Origin of the sequence: Streptomyces genisteinicus, assembly GCF_014489615.1 — a bacterium.
Classification (GTDB): Bacteria; Actinomycetota; Actinomycetes; order Streptomycetales; family Streptomycetaceae; genus Streptomyces; species Streptomyces genisteinicus.
On sequence record NZ_CP060825.1, the window covers coordinates 5508443 to 5528066 of the forward strand.

The 19624-nt window shown below is 73.4% G+C and carries 15 protein-coding genes; 10 read left to right on the plus strand and 5 right to left on the minus strand.

Annotation, left to right across the window (positions count from 1 at the left end):
• Positions 1–18 precede the first annotated feature (18 nt).
• Positions 19–2901 carry a vitamin B12-dependent ribonucleotide reductase gene (locus IAG43_RS23955; protein ID WP_187742753.1) on the plus strand — a complete coding sequence of 961 codons (2883 nt, stop codon included), beginning with the start codon at positions 19–21 and terminating at the stop codon, positions 2899–2901.
• A gap of 248 nt (positions 2902–3149) precedes the next feature.
• Here IAG43_RS23955 and IAG43_RS23960 read toward each other — a convergent pair whose 3' ends face one another.
• Positions 3150–3674, minus strand: a complete 525-nt coding sequence (locus IAG43_RS23960) for a TerD family protein (RefSeq protein ID WP_187742754.1) — start codon at positions 3672–3674, stop codon at positions 3150–3152.
• A 69-nt stretch (positions 3675–3743) separates the two neighbouring features.
• Positions 3744–4703, minus strand: coding sequence for a DUF1152 domain-containing protein (locus tag IAG43_RS23965; RefSeq protein WP_187742755.1), 960 nt, complete (start codon positions 4701–4703; stop codon positions 3744–3746).
• A gap of 282 nt (positions 4704–4985) precedes the next feature.
• On the opposite strand from IAG43_RS23965, the gene IAG43_RS23970 reads away from it, so the two are divergent.
• The 3 genes from IAG43_RS23970 (at position 4986) to IAG43_RS23980 (ending at position 7424) form a co-directional block, all read left to right on the plus strand.
• On the plus strand, positions 4986–5591 hold the full coding sequence (locus IAG43_RS23970) for a YdbC family protein (protein WP_187742756.1): 606 nt from the start codon (positions 4986–4988) through the stop codon (positions 5589–5591).
• A 216-nt stretch (positions 5592–5807) separates the two neighbouring features.
• Positions 5808–6467, plus strand: coding sequence for a histidine phosphatase family protein (locus IAG43_RS23975; RefSeq protein WP_187742757.1), 660 nt, complete (start codon positions 5808–5810; stop codon positions 6465–6467).
• Positions 6468–6479: 12 nt separating this feature from the next.
• Complete coding sequence (locus IAG43_RS23980; RefSeq protein WP_187742758.1) at positions 6480–7424, plus strand: ADP-ribosylglycohydrolase family protein; 945 nt, start codon at positions 6480–6482, stop codon at positions 7422–7424.
• A 131-nt stretch (positions 7425–7555) separates the two neighbouring features.
• On the opposite strand, the gene IAG43_RS23985 is transcribed toward IAG43_RS23980, so the two are convergent.
• Positions 7556–9112 (minus strand): MFS transporter, encoded by a 1557-nt coding sequence (locus IAG43_RS23985; protein WP_187742759.1) that lies wholly within the window; start codon positions 9110–9112, stop codon positions 7556–7558.
• A gap of 122 nt (positions 9113–9234) precedes the next feature.
• Here IAG43_RS23985 and IAG43_RS23990 point away from each other — a divergent pair, with 122 nt between their 5' ends.
• The 3 genes from IAG43_RS23990 to IAG43_RS24000 all read left to right on the plus strand — a co-directional run bounded on the left by IAG43_RS23990 (position 9235) and on the right by IAG43_RS24000 (position 11424).
• Positions 9235–9861: a TetR/AcrR family transcriptional regulator gene (locus tag IAG43_RS23990; protein ID WP_187742760.1), complete on the plus strand. Its 627-nt coding sequence runs from the start codon at positions 9235–9237 to the stop codon at positions 9859–9861.
• 157 nt (positions 9862–10018) lie between these two features.
• Positions 10019–10720 carry a ribonuclease HII gene (locus tag IAG43_RS23995; RefSeq protein WP_187742761.1) on the plus strand — a complete coding sequence of 234 codons (702 nt, stop codon included), beginning with the start codon at positions 10019–10021 and terminating at the stop codon, positions 10718–10720.
• Positions 10721–10803: 83 nt separating this feature from the next.
• Complete coding sequence (locus IAG43_RS24000; RefSeq protein WP_187742762.1) at positions 10804–11424, plus strand: hypothetical protein; 621 nt, start codon at positions 10804–10806, stop codon at positions 11422–11424.
• Between the two features lie 346 nt (positions 11425–11770).
• Here IAG43_RS24000 and IAG43_RS24005 read toward each other — a convergent pair whose 3' ends face one another.
• The gene (locus IAG43_RS24005) at positions 11771–12400 is read right to left on the minus strand and encodes a hypothetical protein (protein ID WP_187742763.1); all 630 of its coding nucleotides are present in this window, start codon (positions 12398–12400) and stop codon (positions 11771–11773) included.
• 314 nt (positions 12401–12714) lie between these two features.
• Positions 12715–14886 carry a RecQ family ATP-dependent DNA helicase gene (locus tag IAG43_RS24010; protein WP_187742764.1) on the minus strand — a complete coding sequence of 724 codons (2172 nt, stop codon included), beginning with the start codon at positions 14884–14886 and terminating at the stop codon, positions 12715–12717.
• A gap of 110 nt (positions 14887–14996) precedes the next feature.
• Here IAG43_RS24010 and IAG43_RS24015 point away from each other — a divergent pair, with 110 nt between their 5' ends.
• The 3 genes from IAG43_RS24015 to IAG43_RS24025 all read left to right on the plus strand — a co-directional run bounded on the left by IAG43_RS24015 (position 14997) and on the right by IAG43_RS24025 (position 19602).
• Entirely contained in the window at positions 14997–16595 is a 1599-nt protein-coding gene (locus tag IAG43_RS24015; RefSeq protein WP_187742765.1) for a DUF4192 domain-containing protein, read from the plus strand.
• A gap of 106 nt (positions 16596–16701) precedes the next feature.
• A complete protein-coding gene (locus tag IAG43_RS24020) occupies positions 16702–18750 on the plus strand; it encodes a glycogen debranching N-terminal domain-containing protein (RefSeq protein ID WP_187742766.1) in 2049 nt (682 codons plus the stop codon).
• A 96-nt stretch (positions 18751–18846) separates the two neighbouring features.
• Positions 18847–19602, plus strand: a complete 756-nt coding sequence (locus IAG43_RS24025) for an NUDIX hydrolase (RefSeq protein WP_187742767.1) — start codon at positions 18847–18849, stop codon at positions 19600–19602.
• Positions 19603–19624: the final 22 nt, after the last annotated feature.

The following is a 19624-nucleotide window of genomic DNA, read 5'->3' on the forward strand; positions in this document are numbered from 1 at the left end:
CCGTATATGGGAGGCGGCATGACCGAGACGACGAGCGGCCCCGCACGAGGGTCCCGCACCAAGGGAGCCAAGGCGGCCAAGGGCCTGCGTGTCGAGCGCATCCACACCACCCCCGGAGTGCATCCGTACGACGAGGTGGCCTGGGAGCGCCGTGACGTCGTCATGACCAACTGGCGTGACGGCTCGGTGAACTTCGAGCAGCGTGGCGTCGAGTTCCCCGACTTCTGGGCGGTGAACGCGGTCAACATCGTCACCAGCAAGTACTTCCGCGGCGCGGTCGGCACGCCGCAGCGCGAGACCGGTCTCAAGCAGCTCATCGACCGGATCGTGAAGACCTACCGCAAGGCCGGCGAGGACTACGGCTACTTCGCCTCGCCCGCCGACGCCGAGATCTTCGAGCACGAGCTCGCGTACGCCCTGCTGCACCAGATCTTCAGCTTCAACTCGCCGGTGTGGTTCAACGTCGGCACGCCGCAGCCCCAGCAGGTCTCCGCCTGCTTCATCCTGTCCGTCGACGACTCCATGGAGTCGATCCTCGACTGGTACAAGGAAGAGGGCATGATCTTCAAGGGCGGCTCCGGCGCCGGCCTGAACCTGTCCCGCATCCGTTCCTCCAAGGAACTGCTCTCCTCCGGCGGAAACGCCTCCGGCCCGGTCTCCTTCATGCGGGGCGCCGACGCCTCCGCAGGAACGATCAAGTCGGGCGGCGCGACCCGCCGCGCGGCCAAGATGGTCATCCTCGACGTCGACCACCCCGACATCGAGGGCTTCATCGAGACCAAGGTGACGGAGGAGGAGAAGATCCGCGCGCTGCGCGACGCGGGCTTCGACATGGACCTGGGCGGCGACGACATCACGTCCGTCCAGTACCAGAACGCCAACAACTCGGTCCGTGTCAACGACGAGTTCATGAAGGCCGTCGAGAGCGGCGGGAAGTTCGGCCTGCGCGCCCGGATGACCGGCGAGATCATCGAGGAGGTCGACGCCAAGGCGCTCTTCCGCAAGATGGCGCAGGCGGCGTGGGCGTGCGCCGACCCGGGCATCCAGTACGACGACACCATCAACCACTGGCACACCTGCCCCGAGTCCGGCCGGATCAACGGCTCGAACCCGTGCAGCGAGTACATGCACCTGGACAACACCTCGTGCAACCTGGCCTCGCTGAACCTGATGAAGTTCCTCAAGGACGACGGCCAGGGCAACCAGTCCTTCGACATCGAGCGCTTCTCCAAGGTCGTCGAGCTGGTCATCACCGCGATGGACATCTCCATCTGCTTCGCCGACTTCCCGACCCAGAAGATCGGCGAGAACACCCGGGCCTTCCGCCAGCTCGGCATCGGCTACGCCAACCTCGGCGCCCTGCTGATGGCGACCGGCCACGCCTACGACTCGGACGGCGGCCGGGCGCTCGCCGGCGCCATCAGCTCGCTGATGACGGGCACCTCCTACAAGCGCTCGGCGGAGCTCGCCGCGGTCGTCGGCGCGTACGACGGCTACGCGAAGAACGCCGGCCCGCACCTGCGGGTCATGCAGCAGCACGCCGACGCCAACACGGCGGCCGTGCGCATGGACGACCTGGACACCCCGATCTGGGCCGCGGCCACCGAGGCCTGGCAGGACGTGATCCGCCTCGGCGAGAAGAACGGCTTCCGCAACGCCCAGGCGTCGGTCATCGCCCCGACCGGCACCATCGGTCTCGCGATGTCCTGCGACACCACGGGCCTGGAGCCCGACCTCGCGCTGGTCAAGTTCAAGAAGCTCGTCGGCGGCGGATCGATGCAGATCGTCAACGGCACCGTTCCGCAGGCGCTGCGCCGCCTCGGCTACCAGCCGGAGCAGATCGAGGCGATCGTGGCCCACATCGCCGAGCACGGCAACGTGGTCGACGCGCCCGGCCTGAAGACCGAGCACTACGAGGTCTTCGACTGCGCCATGGGCGAGCGCTCCATCTCCGCCATGGGCCACGTCCGGATGATGGCCGCGATCCAGCCCTGGATCTCGGGCGCCCTCTCCAAGACCGTCAACATGCCCGAGTCGGCGACCGTCGAAGAGGTCGAGGAGATCTACTTCGAGGCGTGGAAGCTGGGCGTCAAGGCGCTCGCCATCTACCGCGACAACTGCAAGGTCGGCCAGCCGCTCTCCGCCAAGACCAAGGAGAAGGAGAAGGCCGAGGTCACGGCGAAGGCCGAGGACACCATCCGGTCCGCGGTCGAGAAGGTCGTCGAGTACCGCCCGGTCCGCAAGCGCCTCCCCAAGGGCCGTCCCGGGATCACCACGTCCTTCACGGTCGGCGGTGCCGAGGGCTACATGACGGCCAACTCCTACCCGGACGACGGTCTCGGCGAGGTCTTCCTCAAGATGTCCAAGCAGGGCTCCACCCTCGCGGGCATGATGGACGCCTTCTCGATCGCCGTCTCGGTCGGCCTCCAGTACGGCGTGCCGCTGGAGACCTACGTCTCGAAGTTCACCAACATGCGCTTCGAGCCCGCCGGCATGACGGACGACCCGGACGTGCGGATGGCGCAGTCGATCGTCGACTACATCTTCCGCCGCCTGGCGCTGGACTTCCTGCCCTTCGAGACGCGCTCCGCGCTCGGCATCCACTCGGCCGAGGAGCGCCAGCGCCACCTGGAGACCGGCTCCTACGAGCCGTCGGAGGACGAGCTCGACGTCGAGGGCCTGGCCCAGTCGGCACCGGTCCAGCAGGAGCTGAAGGCCGTCGCCGCCCCGGCCGCAGAGGTCCCGGCCCCGAAGCAGGCGCACACCTCGGCCGAGCTGGTCGAGATGCAGCTCGGCATCAGCGCCGACGCCCCGCTCTGCTTCTCCTGCGGCACGAAGATGCAGCGCGCCGGCTCCTGCTACATCTGCGAGGGCTGCGGCTCGACCAGCGGCTGCAGCTGATCACGGGCGCCGTCACGGCGTGAGCCACCGGAGGGCGGCGGAGCGGGAGACCGCTCCGCCGCCCTCCGGCGTGCGGGGCCGGGGGCGCGACCCCGGGCGCGGACGTGGCTCCGGGCCGTCGGCGTGCGGGCCTGCCCATGACGTGACTCCGGGCTGCCGGTGTGCGGGGCGCCGACGTCACATCGGGCTGCCGTCGTGCGGGCCCCTGACGTGACTCCTGGCTGTCGCGTGATCCGGCCGGCCCGGCGTCAGCCGCCCATCAGCCCGAGGAACGACTCCGGATCCGCGTCGAGTCCGCGCAGCCCTCCGGAGAGGTGCCAGCTGCCCGCCTCGTCCCGGTGGAACTCCCACACCACGGCCGCCGTGCAGTCGGCGACCCCGGCGAAGTCGGTGGTCCCCAGCTCCGTGTACCCCTCGGCGACCCGCGCGGAGACGTTCCGTATGTCGCCGAACGTCCTGCGGCCCGGACGCTGCTGGATGACGACGCCGACCACGACCCGCCGGTACGTCGGGGCGAGCCGCTCGAACTCCAGCGTCATCACCTCGTCGGCGCCGAACCCCTGCCCCGTCCGGCTGTCGCGGGTCAGGGTGATCGTCCCGTCGGGCGACCTGCTGTCGAAGTGGACGGCCCAGGCGGGAGCGCTGCCCGGGGCCGCGTCCTCGTACGTCGCCGCCACCAGGTCGAGGTCGTGGGCGGGCTCGCCCAGATCGCTCGGGTCCCATCTCAAGGACACCTCGACCTTCCCGACGCCCTTGCTGAGACTGCTGCTCACCGGATCTCCTCCCCGTAACCGGCTTGCCCGCCCCGGGTGTTGCGGGCTCGGAAGGTCGACCGTATCGGCTCAGTGAGGGATGCGGCGAGGCGGCCGGGGCGAGTCGACCCCGTCGCGGAACTCCGCGATGGCGCTGCTGACCTGGCGCATCAGATGCGTGTCCTCGATACGGTCCAGGTAGAGGCAGCGGCGCGCGATCCCCTCCAGTTCGAAGGTGAAGCACAGCGACATCAGGGGGTTGATGAAGAGTTCGCTGCCGCGGGTACGCGTCGTGAACTGGATGTCACCGAAGAGCCCCCGCACCGCGGCGGCGATGGAGCCGTTGACGATGCTGGGGTGCTCGGGCGTGTGCGCCTGGGCGTGCGCCACCGCGTCGAGGAACAGCGCGCCCTCCCGTGTCGTCCGCGGCACCGAGAACGCGCCCAGGTACGCCCCCTCGGTCTCCAGTGCCGCGATGTTCTCCAGGACGAGTCCGTGGCTGACCCCGTGGTAGGCGTCGACGCCGAACCCCACGGAGATCACCAGGCGTTCCGGCAGGTCGATCCCGGCGAGCGCGGCGACGCTCGCCATGTCCTCCTCCGGTGTGCCCAGCCCGGTCTCGTCGCCGCGCATGAGGATGTCGGTGCCGCCGTCGACGAGCACCACGGCCTCGATGCCGTGCTGCTCGATCAGCGCCCGGTACGCGGCGCGCAGCGGCTGCACGCCGACCCGGGCGAAGGCGTGCACCGTGCTCGGATAGCCGTGCAGGTCGAGCCAGGAGGCGAGGGTGCGTTCGGGGAAGTAGGTCTGGTGGAGCGAGGTGCCGGGAGTGACCCGGGCGACGTCGGGAGCGAGCCACGCGTCGAGCGGCAGCCCCTCGACGGCGCTGAAGGTCAGATTGGCGAGGGTGACGTCCTTGCCCCGGTGCATCAGCGACAGGGCGACCGGCAGCCCCGCGTAGACGTCGAATCCCCCTCCCGCGCCGGCCACCAGAATGCGCTGTGCGGATTCCAGGCGGGAGAAGAGCGGATGGGAGTGCAGCGACGTCATGGAGCCGATTGTCCCGGTCGGGCTGCCGCCCCGGAAGCGGATTTCGCCCGGCCCCGTCCGGCCCGCGGGTCCGCGGGGCCGGCGGCTGCGGACGCGGTGGGGGAGGGCGCCCGTGGCGGTGGGGCAGGGGCCCGGGTGCCCGCCGCCCGGGGTGGGGCCGGGGCGGGGCAGGGCCCGGGTTGCGTACCGTGCCGCTGGCGCATGCCCGGCGCACCGTCGCACACCGGGGCGGGTCCTGCCGGAGAGTGACCGGCGCCACGTTCCTCGCCGTACGATGGCGCGGTGCTGGTCAAGTGGATTCGCTGCACCGTGGTCGACCGACGCGGTTTCGAGCGGGGGCAGCGGAAGTGGGCGGGGCTCCCGGGCGAGCCGGGCTTCCGGGGGCAGGGCGGCGGCTGGAGCCGGATACGGCCGAACGTCGCCCATGTCGTCGCGTTCTGGGAGAGCCGTCCCTTCTACGACTCGTTCATGGCGCGCTCCCACGACCGGCTCGCCGCCGGGCAGTCGGGCACCTACAAGGACATCCAGACCAAGCTGTTCGACTATCGCTTCGACGTGAAGACCGGCTTCGAGCCGAGGTTCACCGACGCCGACGTGCTGCGCGTCGCGCACTGCCGGGTCCGCGACGAACGGGTGGAGCACTTCTCGCTGATGCAGGAGAAGGTGTGGAACCCGGCGATGGCGGGCTCCCCCGGCATGGTGCGCGGGGTGTTCGGCGAGGCTCCCGGCAACGAGTTCCTGATCATGTCGATGTGGGCCTCGGCCGCCGAGCACGGCAAGTACCGCACCGAGCGGATCGAGCGGCTCCTGCTGCGGGCGCAGACGGAAGCCGACGTCACCGCCCTGGCGGGTGACGTCGTCGCACTCGAACCGTCGTGGACCGTCTGACCCGCGCGGTGCCGTGGACCGGAACCGTCGTGGCCGCAGCGGTCGGGGTCGGAACGGTCGTGGACCGGAACCGACGAGGACCGGAACGGACGAGGACCGGAACCGTCGTGGACCTGAATCGACGCGGACCGTCCGGCCCGCGGGCCGTCCCGCCGCTCCGGCCCGGTGAGCGGGTGCGCCCGGCGTGATCCGGACACGAGGCCCTAAGGTCGGGGTATGGCACGACCGCGACGCATCGTCCTTGTCCGGCACGGGGAATCGGTGGGCAACGCCGACGACACGGTCTACGAACGCGAACCGGACCACGCGCTCCGGCTGACCGAACGGGGACAGGCACAGGCCGAGGAGACCGGCGGACGCCTGCGCGCGCTCTTCGGCGACGAGCCGGTCAGTGTCTACATCTCCCCGTACCGCCGCACCCACCAGACGTTCCGCGCCTTCGCCCTCGACCCGGAGCAGGTGCGGGTCCGCGAGGAGCCCAGGCTGCGCGAACAGGACTGGGGCAACTGGCAGGACCGCGAGGACGTCCGGCTCCAGAAGGCGTACCGGGACGCCTACGGGCACTTCTTCTACCGCTTCGCGCAAGGCGAGTCGGGGGCCGACGTCTACGACCGGGTCGGGGCGTTCCTGGAGAGCCTGCACCGCTCCTTCGAGTCGCCCGACCACCCGCCGAACGTGCTGCTGGTCACCCACGGACTCACCATGCGGCTGTTCTGCATGCGCTGGTTCCACTGGTCGGTGGCCGAGTTCGAGTCCCTGTCCAATCCGGACAACGGCGAGACGCGGGTACTGGAGCTACAGAGCCACGGCCGCTACGCGCTGGACCGGCCGTTCGAGCGGTGGCGGACCCCGGAGCCGTACGGGGCCACCGGTTAGAGTGGCGGGAAGATGACCGCTGATTCCTCATCCGAGCGGCGCTTCGCACGCGCCCTGGACAGCCTGCGCGGACTGTCCGTGGGAGACGCACTGGGCTCCCAGTTCTTCGTACCTTCGCACTACCCGCTGCTCAAACGGCGTGAACTGCCGCCGTCCCCGTGGCAGTGGACCGACGACACCGAGATGGCCTGTTCCGTCCTGGCGGTGCTCGCCCTGCACGGCCGGGTGGACCAGGACGCCCTCGCACGGTCGTTCGCCGAACACCACGACTTCGACCGCGGCTACGGCCCCGCGGTCAACCGGCTCCTGCGCCTGGTCCGGGAGGGGGACGACTGGCGCGTGCTCGCCGCCGAGCTCTTCAACGGACAGGGCTCCTGGGGCAACGGCTCCGCGATGCGGATCGCGCCGCTCGGTGCCTGGTACGCGGACGACCCTGAGCAGGCGACCCACCAGGCCGAGATCTCCTCGTACACCACCCACCAGCACCGTGAGGCGGTGGTGGGCGCGATGGCGGTCGCCGCAGCGGCGTCGCTCGCGGCGGCCCCCGGCGGACCGCCGGGACCCGAGGCGCTCCTCGACGGCGTGATCGCGCTCGTGCCCCGCAGCGCCGTCGGCGCCGGGCTGCGAAGGGCCCGGGACATGCTCGACTACGGGGACGCGGGCACGGTCGCCGCGGTGCTCGGCAACGGCCGGCGCACCAGCGCCCACGACACGGTGCCCTTCGCCCTGTGGTCGGCTGCCCGGTCCCTCGGCGACTTCGAGCGCGCCTTCTGGACCACCGCCCAGGCCGGGGGCGACGTGGACACCACGTGCGCCATCGCCTGCGGTGTGGTGGCCGCGGCCGGCGGAGGCCGGCCGCCCGCCGAGTGGCTGGAGCGCACCGAGGCGCTGCCGGACTGGCTCCCGGCCGGACCGGCTGACCGACCCCGGGCTCCAGGCCCGCACCCCGGAGCCTGAACCCCGAATCCCGGAGCCTGAACCCCGGATCCGGGCGGATCCGGGGGTGTGCCGCGCGGCCCGTCCCGGCACGGACCGCCCCCCGCGCGGCCCCTGCCGTGACGGGCCGCGCGGGGCCCGGAGCCGACGGCTCACCCCGCGTGGCCTCCCGGGCCCGCCGCGCCGCTGAGGGCCTCCAGGTCGCTCCTGCGCACCCGGATGACGACCAGGGCCGTCACGGCGGCCACGGCCACGAGGGCCACGCCCGCCCAGAAGGCGGTGGAGATCGACTCCGCGAGGACCCGGTGGCTCCACGGGGCGGGCAGCTCGTGCGTCGCCGCGAAGGCCTCCTTCTGCGCGGGCGTCGCCTCCGCGAGGAAGGACGGGAGCTGGCGCTCCGCCTCCTCGCGGCCCGCGGTGCCGAACAGCGTCATGAGGATGGAGAGCCCCAGCGAACCGCCCACCATCTGCGTCGCGTTCAGCAGGCTGGAGGCCGCACCGGACTCGTGCTTCGCCACGCCGGACACCGCGGTGAGTGTCGCCGTCACGAACACGAGCCCCATCCCGAAGCCGAACAGCAGCATGGGGCCGAGGATGCCGCCCGCGTAGGAGCTGTCCGGTGACATGGCCGTCAGCCAGGCCATGCCGGAGCCGGTCAGCACCGCACCGGTGACGAGGAAGGGCTTGGGCCCGAGGACCGGCAGCAGCTTCGAGGAGAGACCCGACGCGATCACGATCATCACCGTGACCGGAAGGAACGCCAGGCCGGAGGAGATCGGGCTGTACGCCAGGACGTTCTGGACGAAGAGCACGATGAAGAAGAACATCCCGAACATCGCCGCGGCGAGGCTCATCATGATCAGGTACGTGCCCGCGCGGTTGCGGTCCGCGAACATCCGCAGGGGCGTGATCGGGTCCGGGGCCCTCCGCTCGACCAGGACGAACCCGGCGAGCAGGACGACGGCGGCGCCGAAGGCGCCGAGGGTGAGTCCGTCGCGCCAGCCGTCCTCGGACGCCCGGATGAAGCCGTAGACCAGGGAGGCCATGCCCAGGGTCGAGGTGAGCGCGCCGAGGACGTCGAAGCGGCCGGAGCTCTTCTCGGACTCGTTGATGAACATCGGGGCCAGTACGACGATCGCGGCGCCGATCGGCAGGTTCACGTAGAACACCCAGCGCCAGTCGAGCCATTCGGTCAGCATGCCTCCGGCGAGCAGGCCGATGGCCGCGCCGCTGGCCGAGACCGCCGCGAAGATGCCGAAGGCGCGGTTGCGTTCGGGGCCCTCCCGGAAGGTGGTCGTGATCAGGGCGAGCGCGGTCGGCGACGCGATGGCGCCGCCCACTCCCTGGAGCGCGCGGGCCGCGAGCATCTGCCACGGCTCCTGGGCTATGCCGCAGAGGAGGGAGGCGATCGTGAAGAGCACGACACCGGAGACGAAGACCCGGCGGCGGCCGAGGATGTCGCCGGCCCGGCCGCCGAGGAGCAGCAGACCGCCGAAGGTCAGGGTGTAGGCGTTGATCACCCACGACAGCTGGGTGGTGGTGAAGTCGAGCGCGCCCTGGATGTGGGGGAGCGCGATGTTCACAATCGTCGAGTCGAGGACCACCATGAGCTGGAGGGTCGCGATCACCGCGAGGGCGATCCCCGGTCTCCCCGGTCGTCCGGCCGCTCCCGGTCCGCCGGCCCGGTCCGCTAACTGAGAGGTGGTCATGTCGTTTCCCCCATAAGGCAGTTAGTGAACGCATCCGTTCACTCTCACCGGTCACCGTAGAGAGTCCCCGTCAGTGAACGCAACCGTTCACTGAGTCCGCAGTCCCCGACGGAGAGATGGTCATGGTCACTTCGCGCTGGGCTCCTGCCGGGCAACCACCATCGGCGCCGCTGCGCCGGCGGGGGCCCGTGCTGGAGCGTGCGATTCTGGAAGCCGCCCTGGAGCAGCTGAGCACCGTGGGGTGGAGCGGCCTCACCATGGAGGGGGTCGCCGCCGCGGCCCAGACCGGCAAGGCGGCCGTCTACCGCCGGTGGCCCTCGAAGGAGGACCTGGTCGTGGACGCGCTCCGGTGCGGCATTCCCGTGCTCGACGAGGCCGCCGACCATGGCGGCATCCGGGAGGACCTGTACCAGGTGTGCCGGGACGTGCGCGACGCGATGTTCTCCCGGTCGGGCCTCGCCCTGCGCGCCGTTCTTCACGAATGCGACGCGACGTCCGCCGAGCGGTTCCAGAGCCTCATCGTCAGCCGGGTGATCGATCCGTCCACCCAGCTCTTCCGTCAGGTGGTGAAGCGAGGCGTGGCGCGAGGGGATGTCCGGGAGGATGCCGTGTGCGAGCTCGTCCTCGATGTCGTGCCGGGGCTGCTGATGTACCGCAGCAAGGTGTGCGGAAGCGAATGGCCGGACCGGGACATCGCCGAGATGGTCGACCGGGTGATGGTGCCCCTGCTGCGCACCGGCGACGGCTGAGCAGGCCGCTCGCCCGCGCCCCGTGCGTGCCGCCCGGTGCGGGGGCCGCGCCGGCGTCCGCCCGGCGGGGCCGGAGCCCGCGTGGCACCCCTTGTCGAAGTCGTGACGGAATCCGGGTGTCGCCCGCGCTCCCCGGCGGCGTACCCTTGCTGGCGCCATGCCGTACGAACCACCCACGCACACAGTCGAGCGATCGATCCGGGCCACCACCGGAGCCAGGATCGTCGCAGGTGTCGACGAGGTGGGCCGGGGGGCCTGGGCCGGACCGGTGACCGTCTGCGCGGCGATCACCGGACTGCGCCGCCCGCCTCCAGGACTCACCGACTCCAAGCTGATCACGCCGAAGCGGCGTGCCGAACTCGCGGACACCCTGGAGTCCTGGGTCACCGCGTACGCCCTCGGGCACTCCTCTCCGGAGGAGATCGACGACCTCGGCATGACGGCCGCGCTGCGGCTCGCCGCCGTCCGCGCGCTGGACGGTCTGCCGGTCCGTCCCGACGCGGTCATCCTCGACGGCAAGCACGACTACCTCGGCACGCCGTGGCAGGTGCGCACCGTCATCAAGGGGGACCGGTCCTGTGTGGCCGTGGCTGCCGCCTCGGTGATCGCCAAGGTGCGCAGGGACGCCATGATGGCCGAACTGCGGGGCGACTACTCCGTCTTCGGCTTCCACGAGAACGCGGGGTACCCCTCGCCCGTCCACAAGGCGGCGCTCGCGGAGCTGGGGCCCACGCCCCATCACCGGCTCAGCTGGGCGTATCTCGACGGTCTGCCCCGGTGGCGGCACCTGAAGAAGATCCGGATCACTCCGGAGGCGGCTGCACTGGAAAGCGGGGGCCAGCTCGGCTTCGACTTCTGAACGGCACGCCGCCAGGCGGTTACTCGCACTGCTGTGCCCACCCGCCGGTGCCCCGTGCACCGGCATTTGATAGACATCCATCCATGCCTCTCATCCCCGAGGAGCCTCAGATTCACGAGAGCGCCCAGGGTCCCCGCGTCACGCCGGCCGCAGGCCGCACCGCGCCGACCCCTCGTCCCGTACCCGGTCCGCGTTCCGCGGCCTCACCGCGTCCCGGACACCCGGGGCCCGGCCCGGCCCGGCCCGCACCGTCCGCGCAGCGTCCCGCGCCGGCCGCCCGCACGCCTCACCAGCCCGGCCCGGAGAGGACCTCCGCGCCGCAGATCCAGCTGATCCCCGCGCCGGAGGGCGGTGCGCTCGACGCCGCTGACGAGGCGGTCGACCTGCTGCTCGACTCCGGTCGTGTGCCCGGCGAGGTGCTGGTGCTCACCACCGGTGACCAGCATCCGTGGGCCGCGCACGAACTCTCCTTCGGCGAGTCCGCGTACTGGGCCCAGCAGGAGGCCCGCGACGACGTGTTCTACGCCGACGGGGTGTCCGTACAGCACGCAGCCGCCCGCCCCGTGGTCGTCGTGGCGGTCAACGGCGGCAGCGACGAGGCTGCCGCCCAGGTGCTGCCCGCGGCACTGGCCAAGGCGGCCACGCTGCTGATCGTCTGCGGCGACCCGAAGCGGATCGACGCGGTCCTCGGCGCCGGGGTCTGAGACCCCGGCACCCTGGGCAAGGGGCGGGGCGCCGACGCGGCGGCTGAGAGGCCGCCGCGCCCCGACTTCCCGGACCCGAGCGCCTGGTTCCTGCCCCTCGTTCCGAGACCCGGCCGCGAGCGCCGAGGGCCTCTCCGTGCTGGTTCCGGCGTCCGCGGGCGGCTTCCCGCCGCGGGAGCCCGGCGGTCGTCACCGTGCCAGGCTCACGCCGGGCGGGAACGCGTCCGCCTGAACGGAATGCCGCCGGGGGAGTGTGCCGCCCGCGAGGGCCGCGACACATGCGCCGTGCCCTGGCGTCCGGCCACAGGTGCACCCTCCGCCCGTGGCTCCTCGTTGCCCGCCCGCCTCAGCGGGCCGCCGTGCGCCGCAGCGCGTCCGTCGCACCGCCGGCGGTGCGCAGCAGGGCCGGTGCGCTGTCGAAGGAGGCGTCGGACAGACGCCCCGGCCGCGATGTCGAGCTGGGCTGCCGCCCGCCGCGGCCTTCGCCCAGCACCTGCCAGCCGCCTCGCGTCAGCGTGATGTAGGCACCGCAGCGCAGCCCGTGCAACGTGCAGGCGTCGCGCAGCCCCCACATCCAGGCGCCGTCCTCCTCGGTCCACCGCTCGTCGCCGTCCCGGCAGTAGAGGAGCACCGCGGTGCGCACCGGGGTGCGGCGCCGCAGGTCGTGCGGGATGACGCGGCGCAGGTGGGCCAGGAGCGCGTTGCGGAACTCCCAGCCGTCGGCCGGCGCCGGGCGGCGGGAGAACGACGCGCTGGCGGCCAGGCGCTCCTCGTGGTCGAGCACGGCCACGACGGCGGTCGCCGGCGCGGGGCTGTGCCGGGCGTGCAGGCCACTGACCACCTCGCGCGGGTTGCGCAGCAGCGGGATCCCCGCCGCCGCCCACTCAGCGGGTTCCAGCATGCGGGCAAGGCGGCTGGCGGAGCCTGTCGACGAGGTGATCGAAGAGGCTGCGGACGAAGCGAATCCGAAGGTCACGGTCCTCCCTTCGCATACGCGCCCACAGAGCGGGCAGGGGTGTCGGGTGAGGGCGCACCGCAACAGGGCCCATCTGGACCGATCGGGCCCGAGCGGGGAGCAGTTCAATTCTTCCTGTCGCATTGCCCTGCGGCAACGAGCAATTTGGCGGGGCCGACGGGAATCAGTTGATATGTGGCTCATATCCCTGCCCACTCGGCGCGCATCCACTCCCTCCTGTCGCACTCTGGCCGGAACGTGACGCCCCCTCCGGGACGGTGGGCGACCGTCCGGTCGCAGTGTGCTGACCAGCGGTACTGATGGATCGTCAGGTGTCAGGACTGGACGGCGAGCACCAGCGGGAACACCCCCTTCGCGCCCGCCCTGAGCAGGAGCCGGGACGCCACCGCGAGGGTCCAGCCGCTGTCCGCGTAGTCGTCTACCAGCAGCACGGGCCCGTCGGCCTGTGCCACCGCTTCGGCCAGGGGCTCCGGGACGACGAAGGCCTCGTGCAGCGCGCGGACCCGCTGGGCGCTGTTGGTGCGCGGGAAGTGACGGTCCGACTGCTCGGGGGCGTACTCGACGGAGCCGAGCAGCGGCATCCGGCCCACGTCCGCGATCCGGCTCCCGAGGGAGCCGACCAGGACCGGCCGGGCGCGGGATGCGACGGTGACGACGCCCGCCGGCCGGGCCGGGGCGTCCGCCGCGCCCGATGCCCAGCCGCCCGGCCCCTTCGCCCAGTCCGAGAGGACGGTGACCACAGCGCCGAGCATGTCGTCCGGCACCGGGGCGTCGGCGGCCCTGGCGTCGACCATGGGGCGCAGCCGGTTGCCCCAGCCGATGTCGGAGAGCCTGCCCAGCGCCCGCCCGGTGAAGGACTGCTCCCCTTCGGGGATGCGCCCCTTGAGGCCGATCCCCACCGCAGTGAGCCCCGTGGGCCACATCTTGCGCGGCTCCAGGTCCGTCCCGGGGCGGCCGAGTTCCCCGCGCGCGGCGTCGAGGGCGGCCGCCGACACCTTGTCGCTGAACCGGGCCCCCGCGCAGTTGTCGCACCGGCCGCAGGGGGCGGCCTGTTCGTCGTCGAGCCTCAGCCGCAGGAACTCCATCCTGCAGTCGGTGGACCGTGCGTAGTCCCGCATGGCCTGCTGCTCGGCCTCCCGCTGGCGGGCCACCCACGCGTACCGCTCCGCGTCGTAGGTCCACGGCCGGCCCGTCGCCGTCCAGCCGCCCTTCACCCTGTGGACCGCGCCGTCCACGTCCAGGACCTTCAGCATGGTCTCCAGACGGGTGCGGCGGAGCTCGACCAGCGGCTCCAGCGCCGGGAGCGAGAGCGGCCGGTCGGCTGCGGCCAGCACGTCCAGGGTGCGGCGCACCATCTCCTCGGGCGGGAACGCCACGGAGGCGAAGTACTTCCAGATCGCCTCGTCCTCCCTGCCCGGCAGCAGCAGCACCTCGGCATGCTCCACACCGCGGCCGGCGCGGCCGACCTGCTGGTAGTAGGCGATGGGCGAGGACGGTGAGCCGAGGTGCACGACGAAGCCGAGGTCGGGCTTGTCGAATCCCATGCCGAGTGCGGACGTCGCCACGAGTGCCTTCACCCTGTTGGCGATCAGGTCGTCCTCCGCCTGCTGGCGGTCCGCGTTCTCCGTGCGGCCGGTGTACGAGGCCACCACATGACCGCACTGGCGGAGATAGGCCGTGACCTCCTCGGCCGCCGCCACCGTCAGGGTGTAGATGATCCCCGAGCCCGGGAGCTCACCCAGGTGATCGGCAAGCCAGGCCAGCCGATGGGCGGCGTCGGGCAGTTGCAGCACTCCGAGGCTGAGGCTCTCCCGGTCGAGCGGCCCGCGGAGCACCAGGGCGTCGGTGCCGGCTCCGGTGCCCAGCTGCTCGGCGACGTCGGCCGTCACCCGGGCGTTCGCCGTCGCGGTGGTGGCGAGGACGGGGACGCCCGGGGGGAGGTCCGCGAGCATCGTGCGCAGCCTGCGGTAGTCCGGGCGGAAGTCGTGGCCCCAGTCGGAGATGCAGTGGGCCTCGTCGACGACCAGCAGGCCGGTGGCGGCCGCGAGGCTCGGCAGCACCTGGTCGCGGAAGTCGGGGTTGTTCAGCCGCTCGGGGCTCACCAGCAGGACGTCCACCTCGCCCGCGGCCACCTCGGCCTGCACCGTCTCCCACTCCTCGGTGTTGGAGGAGTTGATCGTCCGGGCGCGGATGCCCGCGCGGGCCGCCGCCTCCACCTGGTTGCGCATCAGGGCGAGCAGCGGGGAGACGATCACCGTGGGTCCGCTGCCCCGGGCGCGCAGCAGCGACGTGGCGACGAAGTACACCGCGGACTTGCCCCACCCCGTGCGCTGGACCACCAGGGCTCGCCGTCTGTCCGCCACGAGTGCCTCGATCGCCCGCCACTGGTCCTCGCGCAGGCGGGCGGTGCCCGTGGAGTCGGAGACGAGTCGGGCGAGGACGGAGTCGGCGGCGGCCCTGAGCTCCGCCCGGTCTGCGTTGGTCATGCCCCCATGCAACCCGATGGCACCGACAACGCGCGAACCGCACCCGCTGCCTGTGGACAACTTGTCCACAGGGGGTCGCGGCGGGAGGAAGTCCGCGAGACGGTCATGCCATGAGCAAGCACCGTGAATCACTCACCGGCCTTCCGGACGCCCAGCAGATCACCCTGCGCAGCCCCTCCGAACTCGCCGACGCCCTGCCCTACATGATGGGCTTCCGGCCCAGCGACTCGATCGTGCTCGTCGCCCTGCACGGCCGCCGAGGCCGGTTCGGGGGCCGGGTCAGGCTCGGCATCCCCCGGTCGCCGGCCCAGTGGCCGGAGGTGGCGGAGCAGCTCGCCGCCTGCCTCGTCCACGGCAGCGAACGGCGAGGGGAGCGCCCCGACGCGATGGTCGCCTTCCTCTGCCGCGAGCCGGGCCCCGGCGGGAGCGGCGCGCGGGTCATGGAGGAGCTGAGGCCCCTCGCCCAGCGGCTGCGGACCGCCTGCGGCGCGCTCGACGTCCCGGTGCTGGAGGCCCTGTGCATCGCCGACGGGCGCTTCTGGTCCTACTGCTGCCCCGACGTCCGCTGCTGCCCGCCCGAGGGGACACCGCTCGCCCTGCCGGGCACCTCGGTCATGGCCGCCGCCGCCGCGTACGCGGGCGTGCGGGTGCGGGGCAGCCAGAAGGAGATGGAGGCACGTCTCGCTCCTCCGCCCGCCGCGGGGATCCTGGTCCAGACACGTGCCCTGGACGACGCGGGGGCGGCGCTCCTGTCCCGCGCCCTGGAGGAGAGCGGGCGGCGTGCCATCGCCGTCGAGACGCTCGCCCTCGCCCGCCGCCTGATGGACCGGCTGGCCCGTTCGTCCCCGGGAGAAGGGGCCGGAGTCTCCGCGGCGGCGGCGGACGCGGAGGACGACCGCCTCATCTCGCCGCGCGAGGCCGCCGCGGCGATCCTCGGCCTCCAGGACCGCCGGACCCGGGACCGGGCGGCGCAGTGGATGGAAGGGGCCGACGCGGCGCCCGCGCTGCGGCTGTGGCGTGCCCTCGCCCGGCGGTGCGCGGGCCTCTACCAGGCGCACGCGGCGGCGCCTCTCACCCTGGCCGGCTGGGTCTCCTGGGCCACGGGCGACGAACCGTCGGCCCGGGTAGCCCTCGGGCTGGCCCTCCGCGCCGATCCGCAGTACGTCTTCGCCCAGCTCCTGCACCAGGCGTGCAACGAGGGCATCGATCCGGAGACCCTCCGCCACTGCCTGCGCCAGGACCAGGACTGGCCGACGGCCCCGGGCCGTCCCGCACGGCACAGCGCCGGGGCACCGGGTGCCACGCCCGGAGCCGACTCCCCGGACGCTCCCGCCGCCCCCGCCACGCCGGGAGCGGCCGCCGCCGGCGGCGACCCGGCCGCCCCTCGCGCGCTGCCCCGTCCGCTCGCACGCCGCACCCGCACCCGTCGACCCCGCCGGGCGGGTGCCGGACGGCTCGCCCCGTCCGGCGGCATCAGCGGGACCCCGGCGCCCGGCGGCTCCCGGCCGGGCGACGGAGCCGCGCCCGGGGGCCATCCGCTCCCCGGCGCCGGACGGCGTGCTTCCGGCAGGCGCCCGCGGCGCCGGACCCGCCGGATCGCGGCCCGCGCCGCCCGCCCGGTCTCCGCACCGCGGCGCACCACCCCGGCCGGTCCTGCCCACGAGCAGGCCGCCGGCCCCGCCGCACCCCTGGAAGGGCGACGCCCGTGACCCTTGTGCCCGGGCAGGCGTTCACCGGGATGGCGGTCCGGCCCGGCCCGCCCCGTCGTGCGAGCGGCGGACGGCGGACGTGCACGGAAGGCGCGGCAGGCACCCCATGGGCCCCAACGCAGTCAGGCAGGCGACCACCCCGCGGCCACGACCGGTCCCGCCACCCGCGGCGGGCGTCACCGCCCCGTCCGCTTCCGGGCCGCCACCCGTCCACCACACCCTCATCTGCGTCGCCCTGCCCGCGTTCGCCGTCTCCCCGCTCCACGGCCAGCTCGACGGGCACGGCGTCGAGGGCGTCTACCGGTCCGGCGTCCGGCTGCTCTCACGCTGCCGGCTGCACGTCGCCGGACGTCCGCCCGTCCCGCTGCGCTCCCGGCTCGTCTCCGCGGAATGCGCCGAGTTCACCGGCGCCGTGCGCATCTCCGCGGCGCCCGACCCCGACGTCCTCGTCGAACGCACCCGGGACGCGCACGGCACCGAGCGGATCGTGCTGCGCAACCTCTCGTCCTCGCCGCTGCGCCTGCCGGTGGACGTCACGCTGGCCACGGATCTCGCTCAGTTCGGAGCGGTCGCCGCGGGCCGCCCCGGACCCGAGGCGGCGGGGTCCGTCCACGACTCCGGCATCCGCTGGCCCGCCCCCGACGGAGCGGCGGGCACCGGCGCCGTCGTCACCGCCGATCCCGCGCCCGACGACACGCTCGCCTCTGCGGGGCTGCTGCGCTGGGAACTCGGTCTCGCCCCCGGCTCCTCGCGCACCATCAGCCTCTCCGTGCGCCCCGGTCCGGGCGCTCCGCCGCACGAGGCCGGCCTCTCCCGGCCGGCCGCGGCGAGCCTCGTGCCGGGACCTGCCGTCGAGTGCGACGACGTCCGGCTCGCGCCCTTCGTCGACGCGGCGGTCGACGACCTGCGGGCCCTGCTGTGCCGCGACCCGGTGCGGTCCGACGACGCGAGCGTCGCCGCCGGCGTTCCGTGGCGGCTGCGCCCCGTGCCGGCGGACGCCCTCTGGGCCGCCAGGGCGGCGCTCCCGCTCTCCACCCGCCTCGCGGCCGCCGCACTGCGCACGGCTGCCCGCGGCCAGCGGACCGGCCCCGGACCGGCGTCCGGCCTGCTTCCCGGCGAGCTGCGCGACGCCGGACCGCACGTACCGCCGGGCTGCACCGCCACGGAAGCGACGCTGGCCTTCCCCGTGGTGCTGGCGGAGGCATGGCGCTGGGGACTCCCCGAGCGCGACCTGGAGGAACTGCTCCCCGCCGCCGAGCGCTGCCTCGACTGGCTCCGCCGCAGGGCCGGCGACGGAACCGCTGTCGAGGAGGAGGCCGGGCAGGGCTTCCTGCGGTCCGTGACACAGGCCCATGCGCACCGGGCGGCGGAGCTCGGTGCCGGACTGCTCGACGCGGCGGGCCGTCCCGGCGGCGCGTACTGGCGGGAGTGGGCGGGGGAGGCGCGCACGGCGTTCCGCACACGGTTCTGGGCCGACGGCGTCGCCGGCGGCAGGCCGGTGGCGGGACGGCTTCCGGACGGCCGGCCCGTCGGCACGCTCGGCTCGGCAGCGGCGCACCTGCTGGACACCGGGCTCGCGGCCGGGGGAGCGCTCGCGCCGTGCCTGCTGGACCCGACGCGCACCGTGCAGCTGGCCCGCCTGTTCCGCGACCCGGCGGTCGACTCGGGGTGGGGACTGCGGTCGCTCGGCGAGGGGGAGCGCGCCCACAACCCCCTCGGCCACCGCAGCGGCGCCGTACGGGTGCACGAGACGGCCGTGGCCGTGGCGGGTCTCGCCGCCGCGGGACTCGAACACGAGGCGGCCGACCTGGCGCGCGGGCTCCTGGACGCGGCGGAGGCGTTCGGGCACCGGCTGCCGGAGATGTTCGCCGGGCTGCGGCGGACTCCCGGATCCGGGCCGGTGCCGCATCCGGCGGCCTGCCGCCCCGCCGCGCTGGGCGCCGCGTCCGCGCTCCTGCTGGTCTCGGCGGTCACGGGGATCCGGCCCGACGCCCCGGCGGGCACGGTGACGCTGCGCCCGATGCGCTCCGCCCCGCTCGGGGAGGTTCGGATCTCCGGCCTGCGGATCGCCGGCGAGCCGTTCGCGGTGCGGGTGAGCGGGCGGGGGCTGGCGATGGTCGAAGAGGCCGCGGACGGTCTGCAACTGGGCGTGTGACAGGCCGTGGTGCGTACAGGTCGCCCGTTCCCCCCGAACGGCTGGAACACACACGGAGGGTGTCTTTATCGTCAGGCAGACGACTATGATCACGGCATGTCGCCCTACGACCCGTCGGCCTTCCCGCCCTTCGCCGTCACCGTCGACCTGGTCGTGCTCACCGTGCGACGGCACGCGCTCTGCGCGCTCGTCGTGCGCCGCGGGGAGCCGCCGTTCCAGGGACGGTGGGCGCTGCCCGGAGGATTCGTGCGGGACGACGAGGACCTCGCGGGAGCGGCGGGCCGCGAGCTCGCCGAGGAGACCGGCCTGTCCGCGCACGACCCGGCGTCGCCCGCCGCCAACGGTGCCCACCTGGAGCAGCTCGCCACCTACGGCGACCCACGGCGTGATCCGCGGATGCGGGTGGTCAGCGTCGCCCATCTGGTGCTCGCCCCCGACCTGCCGGCCCCGCGCGCCGGCGGCGACGCCAACAGCGCACGCTGGGCGCCCGTCGAGGAGCTGCTGGCGCGCGGGGACACCGCCGAGGACGGTGAGCAGGCGCCGCTCGCCTTCGACCACGCGACGATCCTGGCGGACGGCGTGGAGCGTGCCCGCTCGAAGATCGAGTACTCGTCGCTGGCCACGGCCTTCTGCCCGCCCGAGTTCACCGTGGGAGAGCTGCGGCGCGTGTACGAGGCCGTCTGGGGCGTCGCACTCGATCCCCGCAACTTCCACCGCAAGGTGACCGGGACGCCGGGCTTCCTCGTCCCCGCCGGCGGCACCACCACCCGTCAGGGAGGGCGCCCGGCCCAGCTGTTCCGCGCCGGCGGGGCCACGCTGCTCAATCCGCCGATGCTGCGTCCGGAGGTCTGAGGCAGCGGCCTGCCGGGCCTGC